At 45.6% G+C, this 22,669-nt stretch carries 18 protein-coding genes; 5 read left to right on the top strand and 13 right to left on the bottom strand.

Annotated features, from left to right (window positions below):
• Positions 1–29: 29 nt before the first annotated feature.
• Positions 30–935 carry a carbohydrate ABC transporter permease gene (locus tag NST45_RS00560; protein ID WP_076128700.1) on the bottom strand — a complete coding sequence of 302 codons (906 nt, stop codon included), beginning with the start codon at positions 933–935 and terminating at the stop codon, positions 30–32.
• A 65-nt stretch (positions 936–1,000) separates the two neighbouring features.
• Positions 1,001–1,981: an ABC transporter permease subunit gene (locus NST45_RS00555; protein ID WP_076100584.1), complete on the bottom strand. Its 981-nt coding sequence runs from the start codon at positions 1,979–1,981 to the stop codon at positions 1,001–1,003.
• A 742-nt stretch (positions 1,982–2,723) separates the two neighbouring features.
• On the opposite strand from NST45_RS00555, the gene NST45_RS00550 reads away from it, so the two are divergent.
• Positions 2,724–3,125, top strand: coding sequence for a hypothetical protein (locus NST45_RS00550; protein ID WP_076142236.1), 402 nt, complete (start codon positions 2,724–2,726; stop codon positions 3,123–3,125).
• A 79-nt stretch (positions 3,126–3,204) separates the two neighbouring features.
• Here the strand turns inward: NST45_RS00550 and NST45_RS00545 are convergent, their stop codons facing one another.
• From NST45_RS00545 to xylA, 4 genes are all read right to left on the bottom strand, one after another.
• Positions 3,205–4,755: a response regulator transcription factor gene (locus NST45_RS00545; RefSeq protein WP_076142237.1), complete on the bottom strand. Its 1,551-nt coding sequence runs from the start codon at positions 4,753–4,755 to the stop codon at positions 3,205–3,207.
• Positions 4,752–6,539 (bottom strand): sensor histidine kinase, encoded by a 1,788-nt coding sequence (locus NST45_RS00540; RefSeq protein WP_076142238.1) that lies wholly within the window; start codon positions 6,537–6,539, stop codon positions 4,752–4,754. Before NST45_RS00540 ends, NST45_RS00545 begins: the two co-directional genes overlap by 4 nt.
• Before the next feature lie 207 nt (positions 6,540–6,746).
• Positions 6,747–8,243, bottom strand: coding sequence for a xylulokinase (xylB, locus tag NST45_RS00535; protein WP_076142239.1), 1,497 nt, complete (start codon positions 8,241–8,243; stop codon positions 6,747–6,749).
• 250 nt (positions 8,244–8,493) lie between these two features.
• On the bottom strand, positions 8,494–9,810 hold the full coding sequence (xylA, locus tag NST45_RS00530) for a xylose isomerase (RefSeq protein ID WP_076142240.1): 1,317 nt from the start codon (positions 9,808–9,810) through the stop codon (positions 8,494–8,496).
• A gap of 268 nt (positions 9,811–10,078) precedes the next feature.
• Between xylA and NST45_RS00525 the strand changes: the two genes are divergently transcribed.
• A complete protein-coding gene (locus NST45_RS00525) occupies positions 10,079–11,239 on the top strand; it encodes an ROK family transcriptional regulator (protein WP_076142241.1) in 1,161 nt (386 codons plus the stop codon).
• Between the two features lie 193 nt (positions 11,240–11,432).
• On the top strand, positions 11,433–11,633 hold the full coding sequence (locus NST45_RS00520) for a hypothetical protein (protein WP_036680251.1): 201 nt from the start codon (positions 11,433–11,435) through the stop codon (positions 11,631–11,633).
• Between the two features lie 134 nt (positions 11,634–11,767).
• Here NST45_RS00520 and NST45_RS00515 read toward each other — a convergent pair whose 3' ends face one another.
• The 7 genes from NST45_RS00515 to deoC all read right to left on the bottom strand — a co-directional run bounded on the left by NST45_RS00515 (position 11,768) and on the right by deoC (position 21,006).
• Positions 11,768–12,004: a glutaredoxin family protein gene (locus NST45_RS00515; RefSeq protein WP_036680252.1), complete on the bottom strand. Its 237-nt coding sequence runs from the start codon at positions 12,002–12,004 to the stop codon at positions 11,768–11,770.
• Between the two features lie 68 nt (positions 12,005–12,072).
• A complete protein-coding gene (gene trxB / locus NST45_RS00510; protein ID WP_036680254.1) occupies positions 12,073–13,014 on the bottom strand; it encodes a thioredoxin-disulfide reductase in 942 nt (313 codons plus the stop codon).
• Positions 13,015–13,197: 183 nt separating this feature from the next.
• A complete protein-coding gene (locus NST45_RS00505) occupies positions 13,198–15,162 on the bottom strand; it encodes a heavy metal translocating P-type ATPase (protein WP_339824544.1) in 1,965 nt (654 codons plus the stop codon).
• A gap of 324 nt (positions 15,163–15,486) precedes the next feature.
• Positions 15,487–16,626, bottom strand: a complete 1,140-nt coding sequence (aroB, locus tag NST45_RS00500; RefSeq protein WP_339824541.1) for a 3-dehydroquinate synthase — start codon at positions 16,624–16,626, stop codon at positions 15,487–15,489.
• A gap of 817 nt (positions 16,627–17,443) precedes the next feature.
• On the bottom strand, positions 17,444–18,514 hold the full coding sequence (locus tag NST45_RS00495; protein ID WP_339824538.1) for a hypothetical protein: 1,071 nt from the start codon (positions 18,512–18,514) through the stop codon (positions 17,444–17,446).
• 211 nt (positions 18,515–18,725) lie between these two features.
• The gene (locus tag NST45_RS00490) at positions 18,726–20,018 is read right to left on the bottom strand and encodes a homocysteine synthase (protein ID WP_036680260.1); all 1,293 of its coding nucleotides are present in this window, start codon (positions 20,016–20,018) and stop codon (positions 18,726–18,728) included.
• A 310-nt stretch (positions 20,019–20,328) separates the two neighbouring features.
• Entirely contained in the window at positions 20,329–21,006 is a 678-nt protein-coding gene (deoC, locus tag NST45_RS00485; protein ID WP_036680262.1) for a deoxyribose-phosphate aldolase, read from the bottom strand.
• A gap of 297 nt (positions 21,007–21,303) precedes the next feature.
• Here deoC and NST45_RS00480 point away from each other — a divergent pair, with 297 nt between their 5' ends.
• Together NST45_RS00480 and NST45_RS00475 are read left to right on the top strand one after the other, a co-directional pair.
• On the top strand, positions 21,304–21,645 hold the full coding sequence (locus NST45_RS00480; protein ID WP_076185444.1) for a hypothetical protein: 342 nt from the start codon (positions 21,304–21,306) through the stop codon (positions 21,643–21,645).
• Positions 21,646–21,655: 10 nt separating this feature from the next.
• Positions 21,656–22,648 carry a ketoacyl-ACP synthase III gene (locus tag NST45_RS00475; protein WP_076277142.1) on the top strand — a complete coding sequence of 331 codons (993 nt, stop codon included), beginning with the start codon at positions 21,656–21,658 and terminating at the stop codon, positions 22,646–22,648.
• The last annotated feature ends 21 nt before the right edge of the window (positions 22,649–22,669 follow it).

Genomic DNA, 22,669 nt, shown 5'->3' with positions numbered 1-22,669 from the left:
GGAGACTAAGCTCCCCCGTTGAACTGTGATTAGCTCTTCACAGCACCAAGTGTCATACCTTTAACAAAATACTTCTGAATGAACGGATAAACCAACAGGATCGGTACGGTTACGACAATCGTAATCGCCATTTTGAGCGACTCCGGCGAGACCTGATTGGAAGCCAGCGAAGCAATGTTGGAGCGGTAGTCGCCTCCGTTACCACTGGTTGTGGTCTGTAGAACCTTCATCAATTCATATTGCAATGTGGTCAAGTTAGGGCTTGAACCATTGTACAGATAAGTATCAAACCAAGCATTCCATTGACCTACTGCTAGGAACAGCGCGATCGTTGCTAGCGCTGGCTTCATCAATGGCAGAATAACCCGGAAGTAGATAGTAAAGTCATTGGCTCCATCCAGCTTCGCCGATTCCTGCAACGCATACGGCAGGCCGTCGATGAAGGAGCGGATAACGAAGACGTTAAAGGCACTAACCAGTCCAGGCAATACATAGACTGCAAAGCTGTTCATCATATGCAGATCCTTGATCAGCATATATATTGGAATCATTCCTCCTGAGATATACATGGTCATTGCCAAGAATGTGGAAACAAACTTGCGACCTGCAAAGTCAGGGCGGCTGATCGTAAACGCCAGCATCGAGGCACTGATCAGTCCGAACAAAGTACCGATAATTGTCCGCAAAGCGGATATTTTAAACCCGGTGATTAATCCGGAGAAAGTGAAGATCTTTAGGTAATTGTCCCAGGTAAAATCCCGGGGATAGATGGTCACTCCACCGCGCACACTGTCCACTGAATCATTCAGTGAGATTGCAAGCACGTTCAAAAACGGATAAATCGTGATTACAACCACGAACAGTACTACAAAATATACAAAGAAATCAAAGATCCGGTCTGACCATGACTTTCCGGTGATAGCTGAATTTCCCACTGTAATGCTCTCCTTTCATGAAAAGGGCAATTTACTGCCACGATTGGGTAGAAGGGCCTTCTGTGCTACAGAAGGCTCTCTTTTGTTGTACGTTTGAAGATTCCATTAATCGTAAACAGTAGAATTACACTGATCACTGAGTTGAATATATTGATCGCAGTACCGTAGGAATATCTCGCCATGCCCAGTCCGTATTTCAGTGAATACAAGTCTAGCACTTGAGAATAGTCGGTAACGAGGTTGTTTCCAAGCAAGAATTGCTTCTCAAAGCCGATATTGAGCAAATTACCCACCGACATAATGAGTAGTACAGTAATTGTTGGGCGAATACCCGGAAGTGTAATATGCCATACCTGACGAAGCCTGCTGGCACCGTCTACCCGGGCCGCTTCGTACAATTCAGGCCCAATACCTGCGATAGCTGCAAGGTAGATGATGGCGTTCCATCCGGTCTCTTTCCAGACATCCGATAAGGTAACGATTCCCCAGAAGAGATGGCCCTGGGCCATAAACTGGATAGGTGCGTCTATGAATCCTATTCCTAACAAGATATCGTTTACAAGACCATTTTCACCAGATAACATTTTAGTTACAATCCCCGCTGCAACCACCCATGATACAAAGTGGGGCAAATACGAGACTGTTTGAGCAAATCTTTTAAAGAAGCCAAGACGCACTTCATTGAGCAATATTGCAAACGTTATTGGAAAGATAAATCCTGCGACTAAGCCCATTCCACTCATCGCCAGCGTATTACGCAGCGCCAGAAGGAATTGCGAGTCACTGAACAGTGTCTTAAAGTGTTCAAAACCTACCCATTCTTGTTCAAAAAAGCCACGTGCGGGCTTGTACTTTTGAAAAGCCATCGTCCAGCCCCATAATGGGAGATAACTGAAGACGAATGCCCAGATCACAAAAGGTATCGACATCATCCATAAGTACTTTTGATTCTTAAAGCTTCTCCAAAACCGTCCTCCTGAAGCAGGCTTTTTGTTGCGTGTTCGGGTATCCGGCGGGATTTGAGAAGTTACTGTGTCCGCTTTCATAAAGCCCCTCCTCTCTATGTCTATATTCTAAATCTCTGTAAGCGATTGCAGTACCCTATAAATTCGACCTAAAATCAGGTGAAAATTAGAGATTTAGAGCCAAAATAAAGCGGATACATCGTTGAAAACACTGAAAATAATCATGAATTTACTGAAAATAAAATCAAGTGAAATTATTTAATTTCATAAATCAATACGATACTTAATCCCCTGTCTATTTCACACAATTAATACTTCACCCCATAATTAAAAAACGCCCCGAGCCAACGTTCTATAAGTGAACGTGGCCGGAAGCGAAGGCGCGGACTGAAATGACCCTATTTAAGCAAATTGCACTTCTTATTGGGTTAGGCGGACTATAAAGACCTTATTCACTTAAAAAACCACCTTTTGGAGAACATTTGCAGCTAATAACGTACATGGAGTCCGATAAATCGAAATTGGACTCGAAATAGCCCAAATAACGACTCTGGAGTCCGTCATACCCGCGAATGAAGACTGTAATGTGCTCTCAGATGAGGCGTAACAAGTATACCCGTAACCCCTGCCCTGCTCCTCAACGAAAACCTCCGTATGGTTCAATTAAAATTAATTACTTTAATATCATCTTAGCTAGAAAATATTACCTGATCCGTCAGTACTTTAACTATTTCAGATACATATTCCTTATATGCACATACCGAGTCGACATTATCTGTTGTACCTGCAATTTCTTATCCTGAAGGAGGGTAATAGGAGAGCAATGAAAAACAAAAACATCAAGATATTATTATTGATTATCGCCGCAGTATTATTGACACTAAATTTATTTCAATTCAATAACAACGTAAGTCATAACAGATTAATGGATAGGTTGGACCTTAATCTGACATCAGAACTCGACGGTCTAAGACTGGAATTAGAACGATCCTCAACACCAAGCATTCTTGCTGTAGAGCAAGCGAGTAAAATTGCTGCCCTTTCGACGTATTCAACATTAGGGTTCGATTATGGATATACCTTGGAAACCAGAATACATGACAAATATGTGCAAAATGAACCTTTTAAAGAGATGGATCAAATTCAAGAGTTACTTCTAGCCCTTCTAAAAGACCCTGCAAATCAAGAATTGCAGCAACGATTAGATTTATTATTAGTGAAGTAGCTTTAATTTAAGAAAAAAAAGCCACAGCTAAAGCTCAGGTTATACCTGAACTGCAACTGTGGCTTTTTGGGCTTCTATTTTAGATGTTTTTGCGAAAAGAACTCGGGGAGAGCCCTACATATTTACGGAACTTGGCGTTGAAGTAATCGGGGTTCATGTACCCTACTTTCTCGGCCACCTCATATACTTTCATGCCTTGTGCTAGGAATTGCTTCGCCTTCTCAATCCGCACTTTGTCAACATACGTATTGAAGTATTCACCGGTAGTGTTCTTGAACATTTTACCTAGATATGCGCTGTTGTAATTAAATAACTCGGATAAGGTCTCAAGCTTAAGATTCTCATTGTAACGGCGGTTGATTAGCTCCGTAATTTTTTTGATCTCATTCCCTTTGCTGCCACTGGACATTTGATCGGCGATCTCCGCCATGAAATTGACGGCCTGCTCTTGCAGGTCTACCAGATAGTGACTATGGTAGAGCTCACCGATCGGCGGGGAATGCTTAGCGGCATTGCTACGAATCTCTGGATAGACCGGTTCGAGACGGGCCAACACCGTGCTGAGAATCCGCACAAATGTATCTTTGATCTGCTGCTCCTCACTGCCCGCAGCCAGTAGCTCCGCACAGATCGTATCCACTAGCGGTTCAATGGCAGCGCGGCTTCCGGTTTCAACAGCCAGCATTAGGCGGCTCTCCGCATCCTGCCCTTCTTCGGCGTACGCCTCAGCCACTCCAGGAAACAACATACCGGAGAGATCGGCGCTGATCAGAATCCCTTTGCGGTAAAAGAATGCCCGGCGCAGCAGTTCACGCGCCACTTGAAAAGACTGTGCCGCCTCTTCTGGTCCAGCTACTGGGCCTCCAGTTGCTGCACTGAAGTCGTACCCCTCGCGGCAAATTAAGGAAGAAAGCTCTTCCATCAGCCGCTCCTGTTCCTGCTCTCCTGGTAGCGGCTCTTGCAGCAGGAATCCAATATATGGCGGCATCGTGAAAAACATCCGCTCTTCACTGCTGCCAAAATACTGTTCTACCGCGGCCTTAACGGCCCGCTCTCCTTCCTCACTGCCGCCCGCAGGCGCGAGTAGTTCGAGTAGGATCACTTCGACACGGTCTGGTTTAAGACCCAGTGCTGCCGCATGCTTAGCAGGATCATGCTCCCCCTCCTCCGCAGTTGAAGGCTGCAGCAATGCACGCAGCAGGCTTTCGCGATTACGGGCAGGCTCCTCTTCATTCCAGCGGCTAAAGCGATCTTCCTGAGCGATCGTGACTCTGAGTTCCTCCAAATAGTTGATTAGCTCTTCCTCATCCACCGGCTTCAGTAAATAGCCGTCAATGCGGTAAGAAATGGCTCGTTTGGCATACTCAAAATCCGCATGACCACTTAAAATTAGCACATGGCTGGTCGAGCCTTCTTCGCGCAGCTCACCGATTAACTCCAGCCCGTCCATACCAGGCATGCGGATATCCACCACAATCAGTTCCGGATAAAAAATATGATATTTCTCCTGAGCTTGCAAGCCGTTGGCGGCCGTAGCCACCACCGTATACCCCAGCTCTTCCCAAGGGATTAGAGCCCGAAGGCCTTCCCGCAGCTTTGGCTCATCATCAACAATCAATACTTTGATCATAGATTTATGTCCTCCATTGGAATACGAAACGTAATAGATGTTCCTTCATTCATCCGGCTTTCGATATTCAGTCCATATTCAACACCGTAGGATAACTTCAAACGGTCGTGTACATTGCGCAGCCCGATCCGTGCCTCTTCCTGCTCATCACGAACCTCAAGGGTATAACGGATCTGCTCCAGCTTGTCCGGAGTGATCCCGGCTCCATTATCGGTAATGGTAAAGACCGCATGATTCTGCTCACGCTTGATATTCACCGTAACCATTGCTCCATCCATCGTGTTGTCCAGTCCATGAATCACCGCATTTTCCACAAGCGGCTGCACAATCAGCGGCGGGATGTAGAGTGATTCGACGGCAGGGTCTACAATAAATTGATATTTCAAACGATCCTCATAACGGAATTGCTGAATATCCAAATAACAACGAACCACTTCAAGCTCCTGGCTAAGCAAAATTTTACTTCGGCCTACCTCCAGATTACTGCGCATCATTTTGCCAAGAAGACGCACTACCCGTGCAATCTCCACTTGCCCTTTCATATGGGCCTCCATACGAATAGATTCCAGCGCATTGAACAAGAAATGAGGATTGATCTGGCTTGCCAGCATTTTAAAACGGATATCATTCTGTTTCTGTTCCAGCAGACTGTTCTGGTCATTAGATTCCTGTACCTCGAACATCAAATCGTTAATACTCCGCACCATAGAATTGAACTGACGAGCTAGCAGAGCAATCTCATCTTTGCCATCAATTTTTAATGAAGTGTCAAAATCACCCGTACTAACGCGGTTAATATGTCTGCTTAACTGCAATAATCTACGTGAAAATAACGAAGAGAAACTATATATGATTAAAAAGGCCAATAAAACGCTTACGGCAATCACGGTAATCGAAAGCTTAATCACCCGATTAGGTTCTTTGACTATACTATCAATAGAAAAAACAGAAATAATTCGCAGGGCGTTACGGCTGGCTTGTGGTTTAAGTTCTTCTATCACTATTTTGGAGGCTTCACCATCTACTTCTGCCTCATAGCTCCCGCTTCCTTGCCCCAAAAGCTTTGTATCAAAAGAAACATCTTCCAGTTTCTTTCCTGTTCGATCGCTCCGGTTCGCAGCAATGATGTTATCCTGATCATCCACGATCATGGTATCAAATGATTCCTGGCTCAGAATTGAAGTTAGCTGGTGACTGTTTACATTAATAACGAGCACGCCAATTTTACTGGAGCCCTCCAGCTCGATTTTGCGGACAAGGCTTAAATAATTCCGCTGATCACGCTCATCCTCTATATATTCCCAACCGACGAGGCTATCGTACCGCTGTGCTCTCTGATACCACTGGCTCTCCTTAATGGCAGACGAAGGATTGATCAGCTCCCAGTTGTTAAGCAGCGTAGCATTATCAGTGTATAAACGTATGTTGGATATGTCTTTATATAATCTTAGGTATTCACGCATATCAGTGTAATCACGATAAGCCTCAACCACATCATAAGTGCTTACATACTGGCGTATGGCGAGTTTTTTCAGCCGGGCATCATTGGACAATCGATACGCTATATCTTGCGATACACCGATGACTTCTTCTGTTCTTTTTTTTACCCGATCTACGTTAATTGAAGCTTGCTCCAGTGCGTTCTCAAACGCCATGGTCCTCATCTCAATCGTAAGATAACCACCTACCAGTAATACCGGCAAAAGTGTAGTCAGTAAAAAAGCAAGCAGCAGCTTATTGCGGATTTTGATGTCATTCAGCACCTTAACAAACCATTGAAACATGGCCTTTCGCCCCCCGAAACCTTCGCTATCTCATTTACAGGCTGCCACTACCTTGGAGATATTCCATACTTTACAGAAGAAAAATGAAAACGGCAACATTTTTGAATATTGCCGTTCATCACCTCTATAAAGAAGATGGTCTTTAAAAAGGCCTTCCGCCAGATGCGAAAGACCTTTTTTATATCAGACAGATAGATAAATGGCGCTTTATTGGCGATATGCAGCCAGCTTGTTATTCAATTCGCGGGTCTGGCCGTAAACTTCCTGATAGAGGTTGAATAGACCATCATAGATTGCCGTTTGTTTCGGATCTGGTTTATAAACATCAGCAGGACGGATAAACGCTTCTGCACATTCCGCAAGGGATGTGAACCATCCGCTTCCATAAGCCGCCAGCATAGCTGCTCCCATTGCCGGACCCTGCTCACTTTCCAGCTTCACGATGGATGCATTGAAAATATCAGCCTGCATTTGCAGCCAAGCCTCATTTTTAGCCCCGCCACCAATTGCAATGATCTCTGTAATCTCTTTGCCTGACTCACGTACAATCTCAATGGATTCACGCAGTGAGAAGGTAATGCCTTCTAATACTGCTCGTGTAAAATGCGTCAACGTATGCCCTGAATCCATACCAATAAAGCTTCCGCGAATATTTGCATCTGGATGTGGTGTACGTTCTCCTACAATATAAGGAGTGAATAACAGGCCGCCGCTGCCAGCTGGAATAGAGGAAACTCCGCTTAACAGCTCATCAAAGCTTTTGTCCGCCGCAAAGGTTTCTTTAAACCACGTAAGGCTATGACCAGCAGCTAGTGTAACCCCCATAATATAGTAGGCATCTTTTTCACCATGGTTAAAGAAATGGACTTTGCCTTCGAGATTCAAATCTTTATTGCTCTCATAAGAAAGAACTACACCAGATGTACCAATACTGCACATGGTCCGGCCTTCTCCCAATACACCCGCTCCGAGCGCGCCACAAGCATTATCCGCACCACCAGCAAATACCTTTGTTGAAGATAAAAGACCTGACGCTTCAGCAATATCCGGCAATAAGGTTCCAGTCTGTTCAAAGGATTCTACCAATCTAGGACAAAGAGAAAGTGGAAGTTCAAAAGCCTCTGCGATTTCTGCGCTCCATTCTTTAGAGCCTACATCCAATAGCAACGTTCCGGCAGCATCGGAGTAATCCATTGCATAATCACCCGTCAACCGATAGCGTACATAGTCTTTTGGCAGCAGGAACTGATGCGCCTGTGAAAATACTTCTGGTTCATTCTCTTGAACCCACAGAATCTTTGGCAGTGTAAAACCTTCCAATGCTTTGTTTCTGGCGATATCGATCAACTTCGCTCCAAGCGTCTTCTCAATCTTACGGCATTGTGCAGTAGTACGGGTATCATTCCAAAGAATAGCTGGACGCAGCACTTGCCCTTCCTTATCTACCAGTACCAATCCGTGCATTTGTCCGGAGAAACTTAGACCGTCTACTTGAGACGGGTCAATGCCTGATACTTCAATCAGACGGCGCAGGCTGACCAGCGTGCCCTTTACCCAATCCTCAGGATTTTGCTCACTCCAGTTCGGTTGGGGTCTGCTTAGCGGGTAGGACTCAGAATGCTCAAAAGCCACCTTCCCCTGCGGGTCCACTAGAACAGTCTTCACTGCACTAGTCCCCAAATCAACACCTATAACGTATTTCATTTTTGACCTCCTAAAAGTTTTATGGAGCTTAGCTTCTTGATTCTCTTCGCAATAAAACTCGCTTCGTAAGCATCTGCTTAGTTTTATGAGCGTTTACTACGTTGAGTTACCTCGAATAAAACTTACTTCGTAAGCATCCGCTTAGTTTTGGCTACAAAAAGGGGGCTGCCGAAGAATGCTCTCTTCAGCAACCCCCGTTGCATTTGTTCAAACTGGACTCAAAGCTTAAGCTTCAAGCTCCCTGTAAAAACTACTCAGCCAAGATGTATTGGTTAAGGGTAGCTCTCAGGTATTCTTGACGTCCGGATTGGTTAGGACGTGGGTTCTCATTGTTCAAAGCATATTCAGCCAAAGAAGCCAATGTTGCTTTACCTGAAACGATGTCTGCACCAACGCCTTCAGTGAAGCTGCTGTAGCGTTTGTCAACGAAGTCTTCGAATACGCGATCTTCGATCAATTTAGCAGCAACTTTTAAGCCTTTTGCGTAAGTATCCATACCAGCAATGTGTGCCAAGAACAGATCTTCTGGCTCGAAGGAAGGACGACGTACTTTAGCATCGAAGTTAATTCCGCCTTTGCCAAGACCGTCATTCTTCAATACTTCATAAAGAGTAAGTGTTGCATCGTAGATGTTAACTGGGAATTCATCAGTATCCCAACCAAGCAGTGTATCCCCTTGGTTAGCGTCAAGTGATCCAAGCATGCCATTAATACGAGCTACACGAAGTTCATGTTCAAAAGTATGACCTGCAAGCGTAGCGTGGTTAGCTTCAAGGTTCAGCTTGAAGTGCTTGTCGAGCTTGTATTTTTGCAAGAACGAAATTGTTGTTGCTGCATCGAAATCATATTGATGTTTAGTAGGCTCTTTTGGTTTAGGTTCGATCAGGAATTGACCATCAAAACCAATTTCCTTAGCGTAATCTACAGCCATGCTGAACAGACGTGCAATGTTATCTTGTTCAAGACCCATATCTGTATTCAGCAATTCTTCGTAACCTTCACGGCCGCCCCAGAATACATAGTTGCTTGCGCCCAGACGTTTACCAACTTCCAGACCTTTCTTCACTTGTGCTGCTGCATGTGCGAAAACATCAGCGTTAGGTGTAGAACCTGCACCGTGCATATAACGTGGGTTAGTGAACATATTAGCTGTATTCCACAGCAATTTCTTGCCGGAAGTCTTCATGCCTTGTTCAAGGATATCAACGATAGTGTCGATGTTGCTGTAGAACTCACGCAAAGATGCGCCTTCTGGTGCGATATCTACATCATGGAAGCAGAAGTAAGGCAAATCCATCTTGTCCATAAATTCGAATGCTGCTTCAGCGCGAGCTTTAGCTTTATCAAGACCATTCAATTTGTCCCAGCTGCGAATTGCAGTTTCAGCGCCAAACGGATCAGAACCGCCAGCAGTTAATGTATGCCAATAAGCCATTGCAAATTTCAGATGTTCCTCCATAGTTTTGCCGGCTACGACTTCTTTAGGATTGTAGAATTTAAATGCATAAGGGTTGGTGGAACGGCTTCCCTCGTAAGAGATTTTGTTCACTGTCTCAAAATAAGCCATTGTGTAATCCTCCTCATATTGTGCTACGCTAGCAAGCGTTTACAGCATCATCTTAACACATCTTTTTGACTTTGTATATTGGTTAAACAAAGTTTTTTTATAAAATTTCCGCCTCTTTAAGTCTCCCTTGCCTATCCGTTTAATATTCAAAAAATCCAACAAACATAGATTTCCTCTTTTCTGCCGATGTATTGCAATTTCCAGCACATCACTCTAGACTAAGTGGCATACAACAAAAGGGAACTATGCTAAAAAGGATGTGTGATTCGTGAAGGTTACCGGAGATCAGGCGCTGGTCAAAAAAATCAATAAATCGATCGTACTACATACTATTCGAAGGAACTCTCCGCTCTCGCGCGCCAAGGTTTCAGAGATGACCGGACTGAATAAAGCTACCGTATCCAATCTGGTGGCAGAGCTATGCGCTCAAGAATTAGTGACTGAAGTTGGACCAGGTCAATCCAGTGGCGGCCGTAAACCGCTAATGCTGCATTTTAACAGCATGGCTGGCAGCGTAATCGGCATAGAGCTGCGAGTGAAGCAGCTGACAGCCGTCTTATGTGATTTAAGTGGTGGCATTCTTTTCGAAAGCGATTTCTCCCTGGACAATCATGCTCTGCCTTATGTATTGGAACGGATGAAAAAAACAATTTCAGACTTGATTGATAAAGCACCTGAATCCCCATACGGTATCGTCGGCATCGGAGTAGGTGTCCCCGGGATGGTGGATGAGAACGGGATTGTTCTTTTTGCTCCCAACCTTGGCTGGGAAATGGTCGACCTGCGGGGTATTTTGGAGGGGGAATTCGCGGTTCCAGTTACTATTGATAACGAAGCTAACGCAGGTGCACAAGGTGAACTGAACTTTGGGGCGGCAAAAGATGTTAGACATCTGCTCTACATCAGTGCGGGTTCAGGGATCGGATCCGGTATTATTATTGGCGGCGAGCTGTACAAAGGTGCACGAGGATATGCAGGCGAGACCGGACATATGACGATTGAAGCAAAAGGCAAGCCGTGCAGTTGTGGGAGTCGTGGCTGTTGGGAGCTATATGCCTCGGAGAAAACCTATGACCATTCCGAGTTCTCCCTCCCTGCTCATACTACACAAGAACTGGTCCGTTATGCAGCCGCTGGACAAGAAGACGCCTTGCGCCACTTCTCATCTATGGGTGAATATCTCGGCATCGGAGTAACGAATCTAATCAATAGCTTTAATCCAGAGCTGATTGTCATCGGTGGAGCTTTATCCGAAGCAGAAGCCTGGTTAGGGGAGCCTCTTCGCGGGGTTGTCGCGGAGCGTACGCTTCCTTATCATAAGCAGCAGCTCGAGATTACCTTCTCCAAGCTGGGCAGCCGGGGCACGATGATAGGCGCGGGGTTCTCTGCGGTTATGCATTTTCTAGGCGATATTCGGGTCACCGTTTAATGTAGTCTAATGGACAACGATTTTGCGGGACAGTTTCACGAGTGAAATTCATAAGCGGATAGAATTGACGTAAAATTGCCGCATTTAGGTGGATCAAAAGTGCAGTAAAAGCAACTTAAATCCTATATAATAAAGGATAAGTTAGTGTGACATTTATCACTACAACCCCTTTTTTGAAATGGAGAGCGAGTCCATGACCTATGTTGATACGTCTGATATCTCGGCACAGATGTTCATCACTGTGTTGCTTTTTCTGCTCATTATTGCCCCTTTGATCAGTCTCGGTGTGCTCCGTTTTTTTCAAGCCAAAAAGAAATCAGGATTCATTCTGATCGGCAGCGGTGTTGCTGTATACGTCCTATTTCAGATCATTACCTCTTTCACTCAAGCTTAAATTGAACTTTGCGATTTACATCATAAAAAATAGCCTGCGCATATTAGCGTCAGGCTATTTTTGTATACTTAGACCACAAAAAGATCACCTCCAAAATGGAAGCGACCTTTTGAATTTCTTCGCAGAAATCTTATTTAATTAACAGTCGCCAATGCTTTGTCGAACTGAGTTTTGTTCATCCCCACGATTTTGTACTCACCAATTACAGTTACAGGAACAGCTCTCATTCCCATATCCCAAACCTGCTGTGCGTAATCATCATTCTGCTCGATGTTACGTTCTTCATAGGCTACGCCTTTTTCGCTCAAAAAGCTCTTCACCTGACGGCAATGTGGACAATTTGTTGAAGTATATACAATTACATTTTCCATCATTAGACCTCCTATGGAAGATTACAGTTATGTTATTTATTGTAGCACTGGGAGTTTGCTAAACCAAATTACAGAATGACCGCGCTATGTTCCAGACTTTCAATGTATTTCTCAGCATCCATAGCTGCCATACATCCACTGCCTGCTGCCGTAATCGCTTGTCTATAACGGGTATCCTGCACATCACCACAAGCGAATACGCCTGGGATATTAGTTTCAGAAGTACCGGGATTAGTCATGATATAACCTTCAGCATTAGTTGTGATTTGTCCACCCAAGAATGCAGTGTTAGGATGGTGGCCAATCGCCACAAACACTCCGCTTGCTTCAATGATTTCTTCTTGTCCTGTCTCATTGTTCAGCACTTTTAGTCCACTCACGCCTTTATCTCCAGAAGTTACTTCCAGAGGAGTACGATTCAGGCTCCAAGCTACCTTAACATTATCGCGAACGCGATCCTGCATGATCTTGGAAGCACGTAGTTCTTCACGACGGTGTACCAAAGTTACTTTGGAGGCAAAACGAGTCAAGAAACCCGCTTCCTCAAGCGCAGAATCACCACCGCCAACAACCACGATCTCTTTATTACGGAAGAAGAATCCATCACAGGTAGCACAGGTGCTCACACCGCGTCCCACATTATCCTGTTCGCCTGGGATACCGAGGTATTTTGCCGTAGCGCCAGTGGAAATGATCAAGGTATCCGTCGTAAGAACACCCAATCCTTCAACATTAAGCTTAAAAGGACGTTCTCCAAGTTCTACACTGTTCACCCAACCCGTACGGAATTCCGCACCAAAACGTTCAGCTTGTTTACGCATATTATCCATTAAGTCTGGACCCATAATCCCATCAGGAAATCCCGGGAAATTCTCCACTTCTGTAGTGGTGGTCAATTGTCCGCCAGGTTGGGGTCCTTCGATTACTAGTGGGTTCAAATTGGCACGAGCCAAGTAGATAGCGGCAGTCAACCCCGCCGGTCCGGTTCCAACAATTATTGATTTATACATATCTATATCCTCCTTGAGTTAGACGGCAGTGACGTCGCTTCTTATTTAAAATAATTATAATGTAGTTTTAATTATGCTAACTGAAAGCAAATATGTCAATATGCCAGACTCCCTCAGGGCAAAATCATTTGTGAACAATTTAATTTTTGGTAATAAATAATGCGCAATAACATCACTGACCTCTTACCGCAACAATCGCAGCCCATTAAGAATAACTAATATCGTACTGCCTTCATGACCGATCACGCCAAAAGGAAGGGCGATGCCCTGCACAAAGTTACTGATCATCAGAACCGCGATTACTGTTACAGCAAAAATCATATTTTGCTTCACAATACGCTGTGAACGCCGTGCCAATGAAATGGTCGAGGCGATCTCTTCAATATTATCATTCATAAGCACTACATCGGCTATCTCAAGCGCTGCACCACTGCCTTTCATGCCCATACCCATGCCAACAGTCGCTGTAGCCAGAGCAGGCGCATCATTCACACCGTCACCCACCATCACAACATTACCGTGCTTTTCACGAAGCGCCTTAATATGCTTTACTTTATCCTCTGGTAAAAGGTCGGCAAATACTAAATCTACTCCGGTTGAAGCCGCAATAACTTTTGCTGTAGCTTCCCGGTCACCCGTAAGCATAGCCACTTTAATCCCCAGCTCCTGCAGCTTCCGCACTGCAGCTTCTGCTTGTGGGCGAACTGTATCCTGCAATGCAATCATACCTGCAATATGCTCACCGTCCAAAATAATGGAGACAGTCTTCCCCTCTTCCGCCAACTGCTGCCGTTTAGTTCTCCAGAATGCTAGCTCAGAATCCATCGCAGACGAAGTCAGCTCATCCAGTAAATTGGACTTTCCAATTTTCCAGAGATGCCCGTCAACTTGACCTTCAATTCCCCAGCCAGTGATGGTTTTACTTTCCTGCACACCTCGCAGCTCCAGATATTCTTCCTCAGCTTTACGCACAATGGCTTCCGCCAATGGATGGCGGGACATATGCTCAATGGATGCGCTAATCGCCAGTAATTCTTCCCGGTTGTAGCCTTCAGCTGCAATAAAGTCTGTCACCTGCGGAGTTCCCTCTGTAAGGGTCCCTGTCTTATCAAAAGCTACAACAGAGGTCCGGGCCATATTTTCGAGGTGGACCCCGCCTTTAAATAAAATCCCTTTTCGTGCACTTTTGGAAATGGCCGACAGCATCGCAGGCATAATCGATGAGACCAACGCACAAGGCGAGGCTACTACAAGAAAAACCATCGCTTTATAAAAGGTTGCGCTCCAGCTCCAGTCCAGCAAAAAGGGTGGAAGGAAAATAAGAGCCACAGTCGAGGCAACGACTACCCGTGCATAGATGGCTTCCAGTCTTTTAATGAATCGCTGTGAGTTTGGAACATCCGACTCTGCTTCTTCTACCATCTTAATGATCTTGGAAAAAAGTGTGTTCTCTGCTGATTTCGTTACTTCAATATAAAGCGGACCTTCTCCATTGACCGTACCTGCGAATACTTCGCTGCCGGCACATTTTTCAACAGGCACTGACTCTCCTGTAATGGAAGCCTGATCTACTGCCGATTCTCCTCTGTACACCTTGCCATCTGCAGGAATAAGATCCCCTGGACGTACAAGCAACAGATCTCCAATTACTAACTGATCAATAGCTACCTCGTTCATGCTTCCTTTTTCAATCCGCATGGCTGTGGCAGGTTTCAAGGCCATAAGTGAGGAAATATCCTTCTTACTCCGTTCCATCGTATAGCTCTCTAAAGCTCCACTAAGCGCAAAAATAAAGATGAGCATAGCACCTTCATTCCAGTACCCAATGGTAGCTGCGCCTAGTGCGGCCGCAATCATCAGCAGGTTCACATCGAGATCACGTTCTTTGACGAGCGTCTCAATGCCTTCTTTGGCTTTGTTCCAGCCACCAATGGTATACGAAATAACATAAAGTACTATAGAGAAAACTTCTGACCAGCTGCCCATAGCCCAAGCAAAAAGCATAAGTACTCCGCTGCCAAGCGCAGCCTGCATCTCGGAGTTGCTGAGCATGGCTCTCAGATCGAACCGGCGTTTTGGAGCGCCTGGTTTCTTCATGCTGCCGGAGATTGAGGTTTGCTGGGGTAAATGTTTTGATGTTGCTTGCATAATAATCACCATCCTGAAAGTTTTGTGTAGGATTACTTCATTGACTTCTCTTCGCAACAAAACTTGCTTCGGGAGCATACGTTTTGTTTTGTCTAAATGATAATGAGAGCCATTCTTAAGACCCCTAAAATGACACATGCTGCCCCGGCTTAGCCGGGACAGCATGAATGATAACTATGAGTAGTGAGAATGATAATCATTGTTGCAACAGTACAACTATATTTCCTTAGTGCAACTTATATTTTAATAATACCACCTTGAACGAAAAAGTAAACCCTACCTTCTAGGCTATTTGTCATAAATTTAAACTAACGTTTTCCTCTCTTAGCTGCGTATTTTATTTAAAAGCTCGGATAGGAATTGCTCTTCGACTGGCGTCGAATAAGCTCCACCTTCAAAAGACTTCATCGCTCCAATTCCAGCTTGGAACACAAACCGTATACGCCCTTTGCGAACCTTTTTATCCGTATACATCTTATCAATCAGCATTCTATTTGTAATGGTTGCTGGTATTTCAGTCGGAAGTCCCGCCTTCTTCAACAAAGCAATCACACGCTGAGTTTGGTCAGCCGTTACATACCCCAACTGCTCTGCCAGCTGCACCTGAACGGCGAGTCCAATCGCAATAGCCTCACCATGTAATAATTCATAACCACTTAATGCCTCTAACGCCCGGCCAGCAGTATGCCCCAGATTTAGAATTTGGCGCAGGTTGCTCTCCAGTTCATCCTTTTCCACCACGCTATACTTGATCTCACAATTATGAAAAGCAATCCGTTCGCAAACCTCTCGATCTAATACAAGTTCGCCTTCTGAGGAGACCACTCGCTCCATATTCTGTTCAAGAAACTCAAAAAAATCAGCATCCGCGATGCAGGCATGTTTGATTGTTTCAGCCAACCCACTACGAAGCTCACGTACCGGAAGCGTTCTCCAAGTGGCTAGGTCAATGTAGACCTTTTTAGGCTGATGAAAAACACCAATTAGATTGGTTGCAACCGGTGTATTCACGCCCGTTTTACCACCAATAGAAGCATCCGCTGCTGCTAAAAGGGTAGTTGCATAGTTCAAACTTGGCACTCCCCGACCAAATGTTCCAGCCAAAAAACCTGCCAAATCCGTTACCGCTCCACCTCCTATGGCAAGGATACAGCAATCTCGTCCGTAAGAACGGCTTAATAGCCGGTCCTCCAGCTGTGCCTTCGTTTCTCGGGTTTTAGACTTCTCTCCAGCAGGGAAAGAAAATAACTCCGCTTGAAAATCATTCTGATGCAGTTGTTCCAGCAAGGCTTGTCCATACAGGGCTTCAACTTTTGAATCTGTAATAATCGCGAATTTGCTTACATTCTCGACAATTCCATGTTTCAAATCCTCGATCAGAGCGCCAAAAAGACCTTCCCCAATCTCAATATCGTAAGAATGATCTACGACCTTTTGCAGGCCAACTCTAAAATTTGTAGACATCTACAGCACCCCTATTCAGCAAGATGCTAATAAAATTCGAGCCTTCACTGTCATTATCCTGTTTATGTAAAATGTAAGGAGAAGCTGGGAACGTATGTGGATGTCCTAAAACTAATGTTGTCTGTAGCTACTGGTGATAGTAGAAAGGATCGGTGCAGATTAGTTTGAGTGCGGGGGTTGAGTACGGAGGTTGAGCGCAAAGTATGAATACGACACGAGTGATGAACGTATGATGCAAGTTGCTCGCGTATGTTGCTACTATCGGACTCAGCTGACCCTAATCGCTGATTTTAAACACATTTGGTATTCTAACGGACTCCATTGCAGCTATTGACCTGAAAAGCACCAAATATGTACCTCTTCCTAACGAATAGTGTCTCTGGTGTCCGAAACCATGCTTAAAAAGCTAAAATCAGGCAAATAGCGTCATCTGGGTCCTTAAGCATCGGGGGGCGGAGGAGTGCGGAGGTTAGTGCCTAGTTTGAGTGTTGATTAGTCTAAGTGCAGAGGTGCACGATTAGTTTAAGTGCGGAGGTTGAGTGCGGTGTTTGGGCACATGGTATGAGTACCCGGTATGAGTACGGCGTTTAAATGCAAAGCATGAGTGCAGATTAGTTTAAGTACGGAGGTTGAGTACAGTATTGAGCACGGAGGTTGAGTATAGTGATTGAGTAAAGGGATATATGTACGCTGTTGAAGCAGGCCGCTAACGACCAAAAAAACAAAGCAACGATTCTCCGATAACCGGATAATCGCTGCTCTGAAGTCTTTTTTCGATTCTTATATGAACTGCACCGTATCGTTCATCAGAAAAAGCTTACTGCCTTCCCCCGGCGGCAGTATCCAGCGTTTCTCGCTGCCTGGCGATCCAGATCAGGCAGGCCGCTCTCAGCAGCGCTTCGGTCCGCTGACCGGCGCTGCAAAAGATCCCGCTGAGCCCGATCTGATACAGATCGGCCAAAGCCGACGCCGCCGGTGTCCCCGCGGCGAGCACCACCGCCGCCGGCTTCACGCTCGTCACGGCGGCAAAGATCTTCCCCGCCGCCAGGGCGAATTCCTCCGCGGCGGTCTCTTCCGGCGCGTGTTCGCCCGCCGCGCCGTCCAGCACTAGGAAATCGGCGATACGCGCGATTTCCGCAGCGGCGACAGGCTCCACATCGGGCGCGATCAGCGCCCCGATGCGGCATGCCGCCGCATAAGCGTGGCCGAGTGTCTGATCGGCCACGTCTTCGATGAATTCGCGCTTTGCGGCGAATTCGGCTGCGCTTGCGGTGTAGGCGACCAGCAGGTCAAGGCGGCAATCGCCGCCTTGCCGCTGGCTCTCCGTCACCGCAGCGAACAGCGCTTCGAGCTGCGCGTCCTGAAGCGCGGCAAGCTTGGCGGGCTGCGCCACCGCAAGTGACTCTGGATGCAGCAGGGTGACCGCTGCCCATTCGCCATCCGGCGATTCGAGCAGCTCGGCAACAGCTGCACGCAGACGATAAGAGATTCGCTGCAGAATACGCGCTGTTTGCAGTTCATCCTCGCTAGATAACCAGTTCTCATAAAGACAGAACAGCTCTGGTTCCAGCAGCCATTCCTCACTCCTTATCAAACACGGGCCCGCTTGAACAGTCCTTGTTCCTTCCCGTCCAGCAAGACGTTCTTCTCTTCCTTCACGCAGCACTAGGAATGTCGATGGTTCCCCCGGCCGCTTAAAATAAGACCGCTTCAAAGGCTCAATGACATCCCTCTGCTCTACTCCAGCGATAAATTCTGCGGCAGCGGAGGCTACGGATCCAGCTTGGCTCATTTCCATTCCCACAGTCCGATCACCAGCCTTATACATGAACTTGAACGGGCGCTCTTCACTACTCCGCAAACCATCCTGCTGACGTTCACCCTTCATCCTCGCACCCACCCTTTATCTTTGGATTGCTGCCGGTATGCCAAGCTATATAACATAAGCGACCGACATTTCATTTACCTACCTCACTTATAAATACGGGAGCCACACCTGAAATATGCAAGCGTTGCCAAATCTGATGAATATTCCAACTTTTTTAGGCAACAAAAAAAGCATTACCGCAGAGCAGTAATGCTTTTCGAAATATAAACTTCTATTGTTGACTGGCAGCAATTGCTTGCTCCAGATCATAGATAATATCATCAATGGACTCCGTCCCAATCGACAAACGCAGCAATTCCGGCGTTACTCCGGCTGTGATTTGCTCTTCATCCGACAGCTGTGCATGAGTTGTGCTCGCTGGGTGGATGATCAATGACTTGGAATCCCCAACATTCGCTAAATGAGAGAACAGCTTCACATTCTCAATCAGCTTACGTCCCGCAGCACTTCCACCTTTAATACCAAAAGTAAGGATCGCACCTTGGCCTTTAGGCAAATACTTTTGCGCCAATTCATGAGATGGATGCGTAGGAAGTCCCGAATAACTTACCCATTCCACATCTGAATGTGCCTCCAAATATTGCGCTACCTTCAGCGCATTCTGGCTATGACGTTCCATCCGCAAATGAAGAGTCTCCAGACCTTGCAGCAGCATCCAAGAGTTGAACGGAGAAATCGCCGCCCCTAAATCGCGAAGCAATTGAACGCGGGCTTTAATAATATAAGCAATCGGGCCCACCGCTTCCGTATAAACCACTCCATGATAGCTTGGATCTGGCTCCGTAAGACCTGGGAATTTACCGCTTGCCTTCCAATCAAATTTACCGCCGTCAACAATAATCCCGCCAATGGATGTACCATGTCCACCGATGAATTTGGTTGCCGAATGGACAACAATGTCCGCGCCATGCTCAATCGGACGCAATAAATATGGACTTGGGAACGTATTGTCTACGATGAGAGGAATCCCATGTTCATGGGCGATCGCTGCAACTGCCGCAATATCCAGAACATTTCCCTGTGGGTTGCCGATTGTTTCTGCATACAAGGCTTTGGTCTTATCTGTAATCGCAGCACGGAAGTTCTCAGGATTATCCGAATCTACGAAATGTACCTTAATACCAAGCTTAGGCAGTGTTGTCGAGAATAGATTATAAGTTCCGCCATATAGACTTGCTGCAGATACAATTTCATCCCCAGCGCCCGCAATATTTAGAATGGAAAAGGAAATAGCCGCTGCCCCGGAAGCTGTAGCAAGCGCACCTGCCCCGCCCTCAAGTGCTGCCACACGCTGTTCAAATACATCCGTAGTTGGGTTCATCAGCCGAGTATAAATATTACCGAATTCTTTAAGCGCGAACAGATCCGCTGCATGATCAGCATCACGGAACCCGTAGGAAGTGGTCTGATAAAGCGGTACAGCACGTGAGAAAGTAGTTGGATCAATTTCCTGGCCTGCATGGACAGCCAAAGTTTCAAACGACAGCTTGCGATCTTCTGACATAGGTATTTCCTCCCCTATAATTAAGTATAGAAATGATTAACAATTTTGAATTGTACCCATTCTCTCACAAACCACGTCATTTGAAAAGAAAAAAATCTCATTATTCCGGTGTGAATTATTGTACTTTGGTCAAATGCTTCTGCTAGTGTCCTCTACCTACTGGATAACGCTTTCAATATAAATTATAAAAACCTCAAACTTATGTATAAAACACAATCGCTAATCAAGCTGATCGGTTAATAGCTTGAATCAGGACAGCGGCGAATGAGCTTGTCCTCCTCACTCGCCGCTTCCGATTCAGCCCTTCGGCTTAGTAATTGCTTTGGCTTGTTTCGCCTTTAGCAATCGCTACACCACCGCTAGTTCCAATACGGCTTGCACCTGCTTGTACCATTACATGTGCATCTTCTGCACTACGTACACCACCGGAAGCTTTTACACCGATATTAGGTCCAACTGTAGCACGCATAAGCGCGATATCTTCTTTCGTTGCCCCGCCTGTAGAGAATCCAGTGGATGTTTTTACGTAATCTGCTCCGGCCTCAACAGATAGCTTGCAGGCACGAACTTTTTCTTCTTCCGTTAACAGACAAGCCTCAATGATGACTTTTGTCAGGGCTTTGCCGCGCGCTGCATCTACAACAGCTGCAATATCACGTTTAACCAACTCATCGTTGCCATCTTTTAATGCTCCGATATTGATGACCATATCCACCTCGCCTGCACCTTTAGCGATAGCATCGGTAGTCTCGAATGCTTTGCTCTCTGTTGTCGATGATCCCAGCGGGAAGCCGATTACTGTACATACTTTAACCTCAGGCGTATCTTTCAGCACTTCATGGGCAGTAGCTACCCAAGCAGGGTTTACGCAAACAGAAGCAAACTTATAAGTTTTAGCTTCCTCCGCCAATTTAATAATGTCTTCTTTCCGTGCATCTGCTTTAAGCAGTGTATGATCAATGATCCCCGATAGTGTAATTTCGCTCATTTTTATTATTCCTCCATGATTTGGATAGTAGTTTTTTTCATCTCTGTAATCATACCAATAGAACTGTGCTTTGCAAAGCAAACAGGGTGGGCATGCCTACCTCAAACCTTAATTTGTGCAGATTTTATGGATTTTAAGTAGTTTCTCATTCCCTAAATTATCTTTTTAAAAAAATAAAGGTTTAATCCCCTAAACTTTCCCAATTAAAAATACGATAATAGCCTTAGATAAATAGGTTTTTTTATCCTATTCATCAAAATTTTTCTTAGATAAAACTTAGGAGGAGATTAATCAAAAATGGGAAACTTCAATTTCGCCACAAATGCTACAGATCAAAAACTGAATGTACAAGTCGAAGGAACTATGTCGCCAGAAGATGCAGGACGTTTCATTAATGAGTACAACCAAATCATAAGTGCATTCGACCCGAAACAATATGAGATCATCCTAGATTGCAAGACATTGAATGTATCCTCAAAGGACACACTTCCCATGCTTGAGCAATGCTACATACTGTACAAACAATCCGGATTTAAAAAAGTAACCTTTATTATTGCCAAAAGCCCTGTCCTAAAAATGCAGTTAAGCCGAGTGGCACGGGCAACGAAATTAGAAAATTACGAAATTATTGAAGCATAGGAGGCGCCACTTGGGACATATAGCGATTCGCCAAGCTGCTTATTACCACCCAGAGCATATCGTAGATAACGAATATTATCTGAAGCATTTTCAGAGTATGGGCAAGGACATCAAACGATTCCTAGAAGTCATGGGTCGCGACCGGAGATACATCGTAAAAGAACAGGGTGAAAATGCTCTGACGATGGGATTAAAGGCTGCCCAAAAAGTGCTTAGCGAAGCGAATTTGCAAGGTGAGGATATGGACATGATCATGTTCGCTTCACAGACGCCAGAGTACACCTATCCTACCAATGCACTTCTCCTACACCGTATGCTTCAAGGTAAACACCGGACCATTACGCAGGATTCCAATGCTAACTGCGCAGGAATGGTCTCCGCCGTGGAGCAGACAAGTCGTTATATGCAAGCCAATCCCAGCATCAGGTACGCACTCGTTGTAGGAAGCGACTACAGCTCAGTGAACTGCAATACAGATGATGAAATTACTTACCCTAACTTTGGGGACGCCGCAGCAGCAGTGATTCTAGAGCGCAGCAGTGAGCATGCAGGCTTCATAGATTCCCTTTATTACACCGATTCTGAAGGCTCCGAAAATATTATGTTCCCGGCCTGCGGCCTGTCGAATATTTATCAAGAGGGTATGACCCCAGAGCAGATTCGGATACGGTGGACCCCTTTTGACGGTACAGTGTGTGTGGATGCGGCTATAGCGGATATGAAGGAGCTTCTCTCACGCAACGGTCTGACTACGGATGATATCTCTGCATTCTGCCTTTCACAATTCTCACTGAAAAATATCGAGCTCATCCAAATCGGACTTGGGCTAACCGCAGAAAAGTTCATTTATGTAGGCGACGAGTTCGGCTACACAGCCACAAGCAGTCCTTTTATCGCCTTTCAACGCGGAGTCGAGGACGGACGAATCAAACGTGGCGATTATGTCTTCTTTTGGTCAGTTGGCGCTGGCTGGCAAATTCCTACGATGCTTTATCAATATTAATAGCATAAAAAGCCCTACTTC

The organism is Paenibacillus sp. FSL R7-0163, assembly GCF_037969975.1.
In the GTDB taxonomy this organism is placed as follows: domain Bacteria; phylum Bacillota; class Bacilli; order Paenibacillales; family Paenibacillaceae; genus Paenibacillus_AQ; species Paenibacillus_AQ odorifer.
Note: the sequence above shows the minus strand (reverse complement) of the source record. Positions and strands in the feature narration are given on the sequence as shown.

Bases quoted from the DNA above. Each gene is read 5' to 3' on its own strand.
- deoC (WP_036680262.1), bottom strand. From the start codon at position 21,006: ATGAGCGAAATTACACTATCGGGGATCATTGATCATACACTGCTTAAA.
- NST45_RS00540 (WP_076142238.1), bottom strand. From the start codon at position 6,539: ATGTTTCAATGGTTTGTTAAGGTGCTGAATGACATCAAAATCCGCAAT.
- NST45_RS00495 (WP_339824538.1), bottom strand. From the start codon at position 18,514: ATGAAGGGTGAACGTCAGCAGGATGGTTTGCGGAGTAGTGAAGAGCGC.
- NST45_RS00555 (WP_076100584.1), bottom strand. From the start codon at position 1,981: ATGAAAGCGGACACAGTAACTTCTCAAATCCCGCCGGATACCCGAACA.
- NST45_RS00480 (WP_076185444.1), top strand. From the start codon at position 21,304: ATGGGAAACTTCAATTTCGCCACAAATGCTACAGATCAAAAACTGAAT.
- NST45_RS00520 (WP_036680251.1), top strand. From the start codon at position 11,433: ATGACCTATGTTGATACGTCTGATATCTCGGCACAGATGTTCATCACT.
- NST45_RS00505 (WP_339824544.1), bottom strand. From the start codon at position 15,162: ATGCAAGCAACATCAAAACATTTACCCCAGCAAACCTCAATCTCCGGC.
- NST45_RS00545 (WP_076142237.1), bottom strand. From the start codon at position 4,755: ATGATCAAAGTATTGATTGTTGATGATGAGCCAAAGCTGCGGGAAGGC.
- aroB (WP_339824541.1), bottom strand. From the start codon at position 16,626: ATGTCTACAAATTTTAGAGTTGGCCTGCAAAAGGTCGTAGATCATTCT.
- trxB (WP_036680254.1), bottom strand. From the start codon at position 13,014: ATGTATAAATCAATAATTGTTGGAACCGGACCGGCGGGGTTGACTGCC.
- NST45_RS00515 (WP_036680252.1), bottom strand. From the start codon at position 12,004: ATGGAAAATGTAATTGTATATACTTCAACAAATTGTCCACATTGCCGT.
- xylB (WP_076142239.1), bottom strand. From the start codon at position 8,243: ATGAAATACGTTATAGGTGTTGATTTGGGGACTAGTGCAGTGAAGACT.
- NST45_RS00550 (WP_076142236.1), top strand. From the start codon at position 2,724: ATGAAAAACAAAAACATCAAGATATTATTATTGATTATCGCCGCAGTA.
- xylA (WP_076142240.1), bottom strand. From the start codon at position 9,810: ATGGCTTATTTTGAGACAGTGAACAAAATCTCTTACGAGGGAAGCCGT.
- NST45_RS00490 (WP_036680260.1), bottom strand. From the start codon at position 20,018: ATGTCAGAAGATCGCAAGCTGTCGTTTGAAACTTTGGCTGTCCATGCA.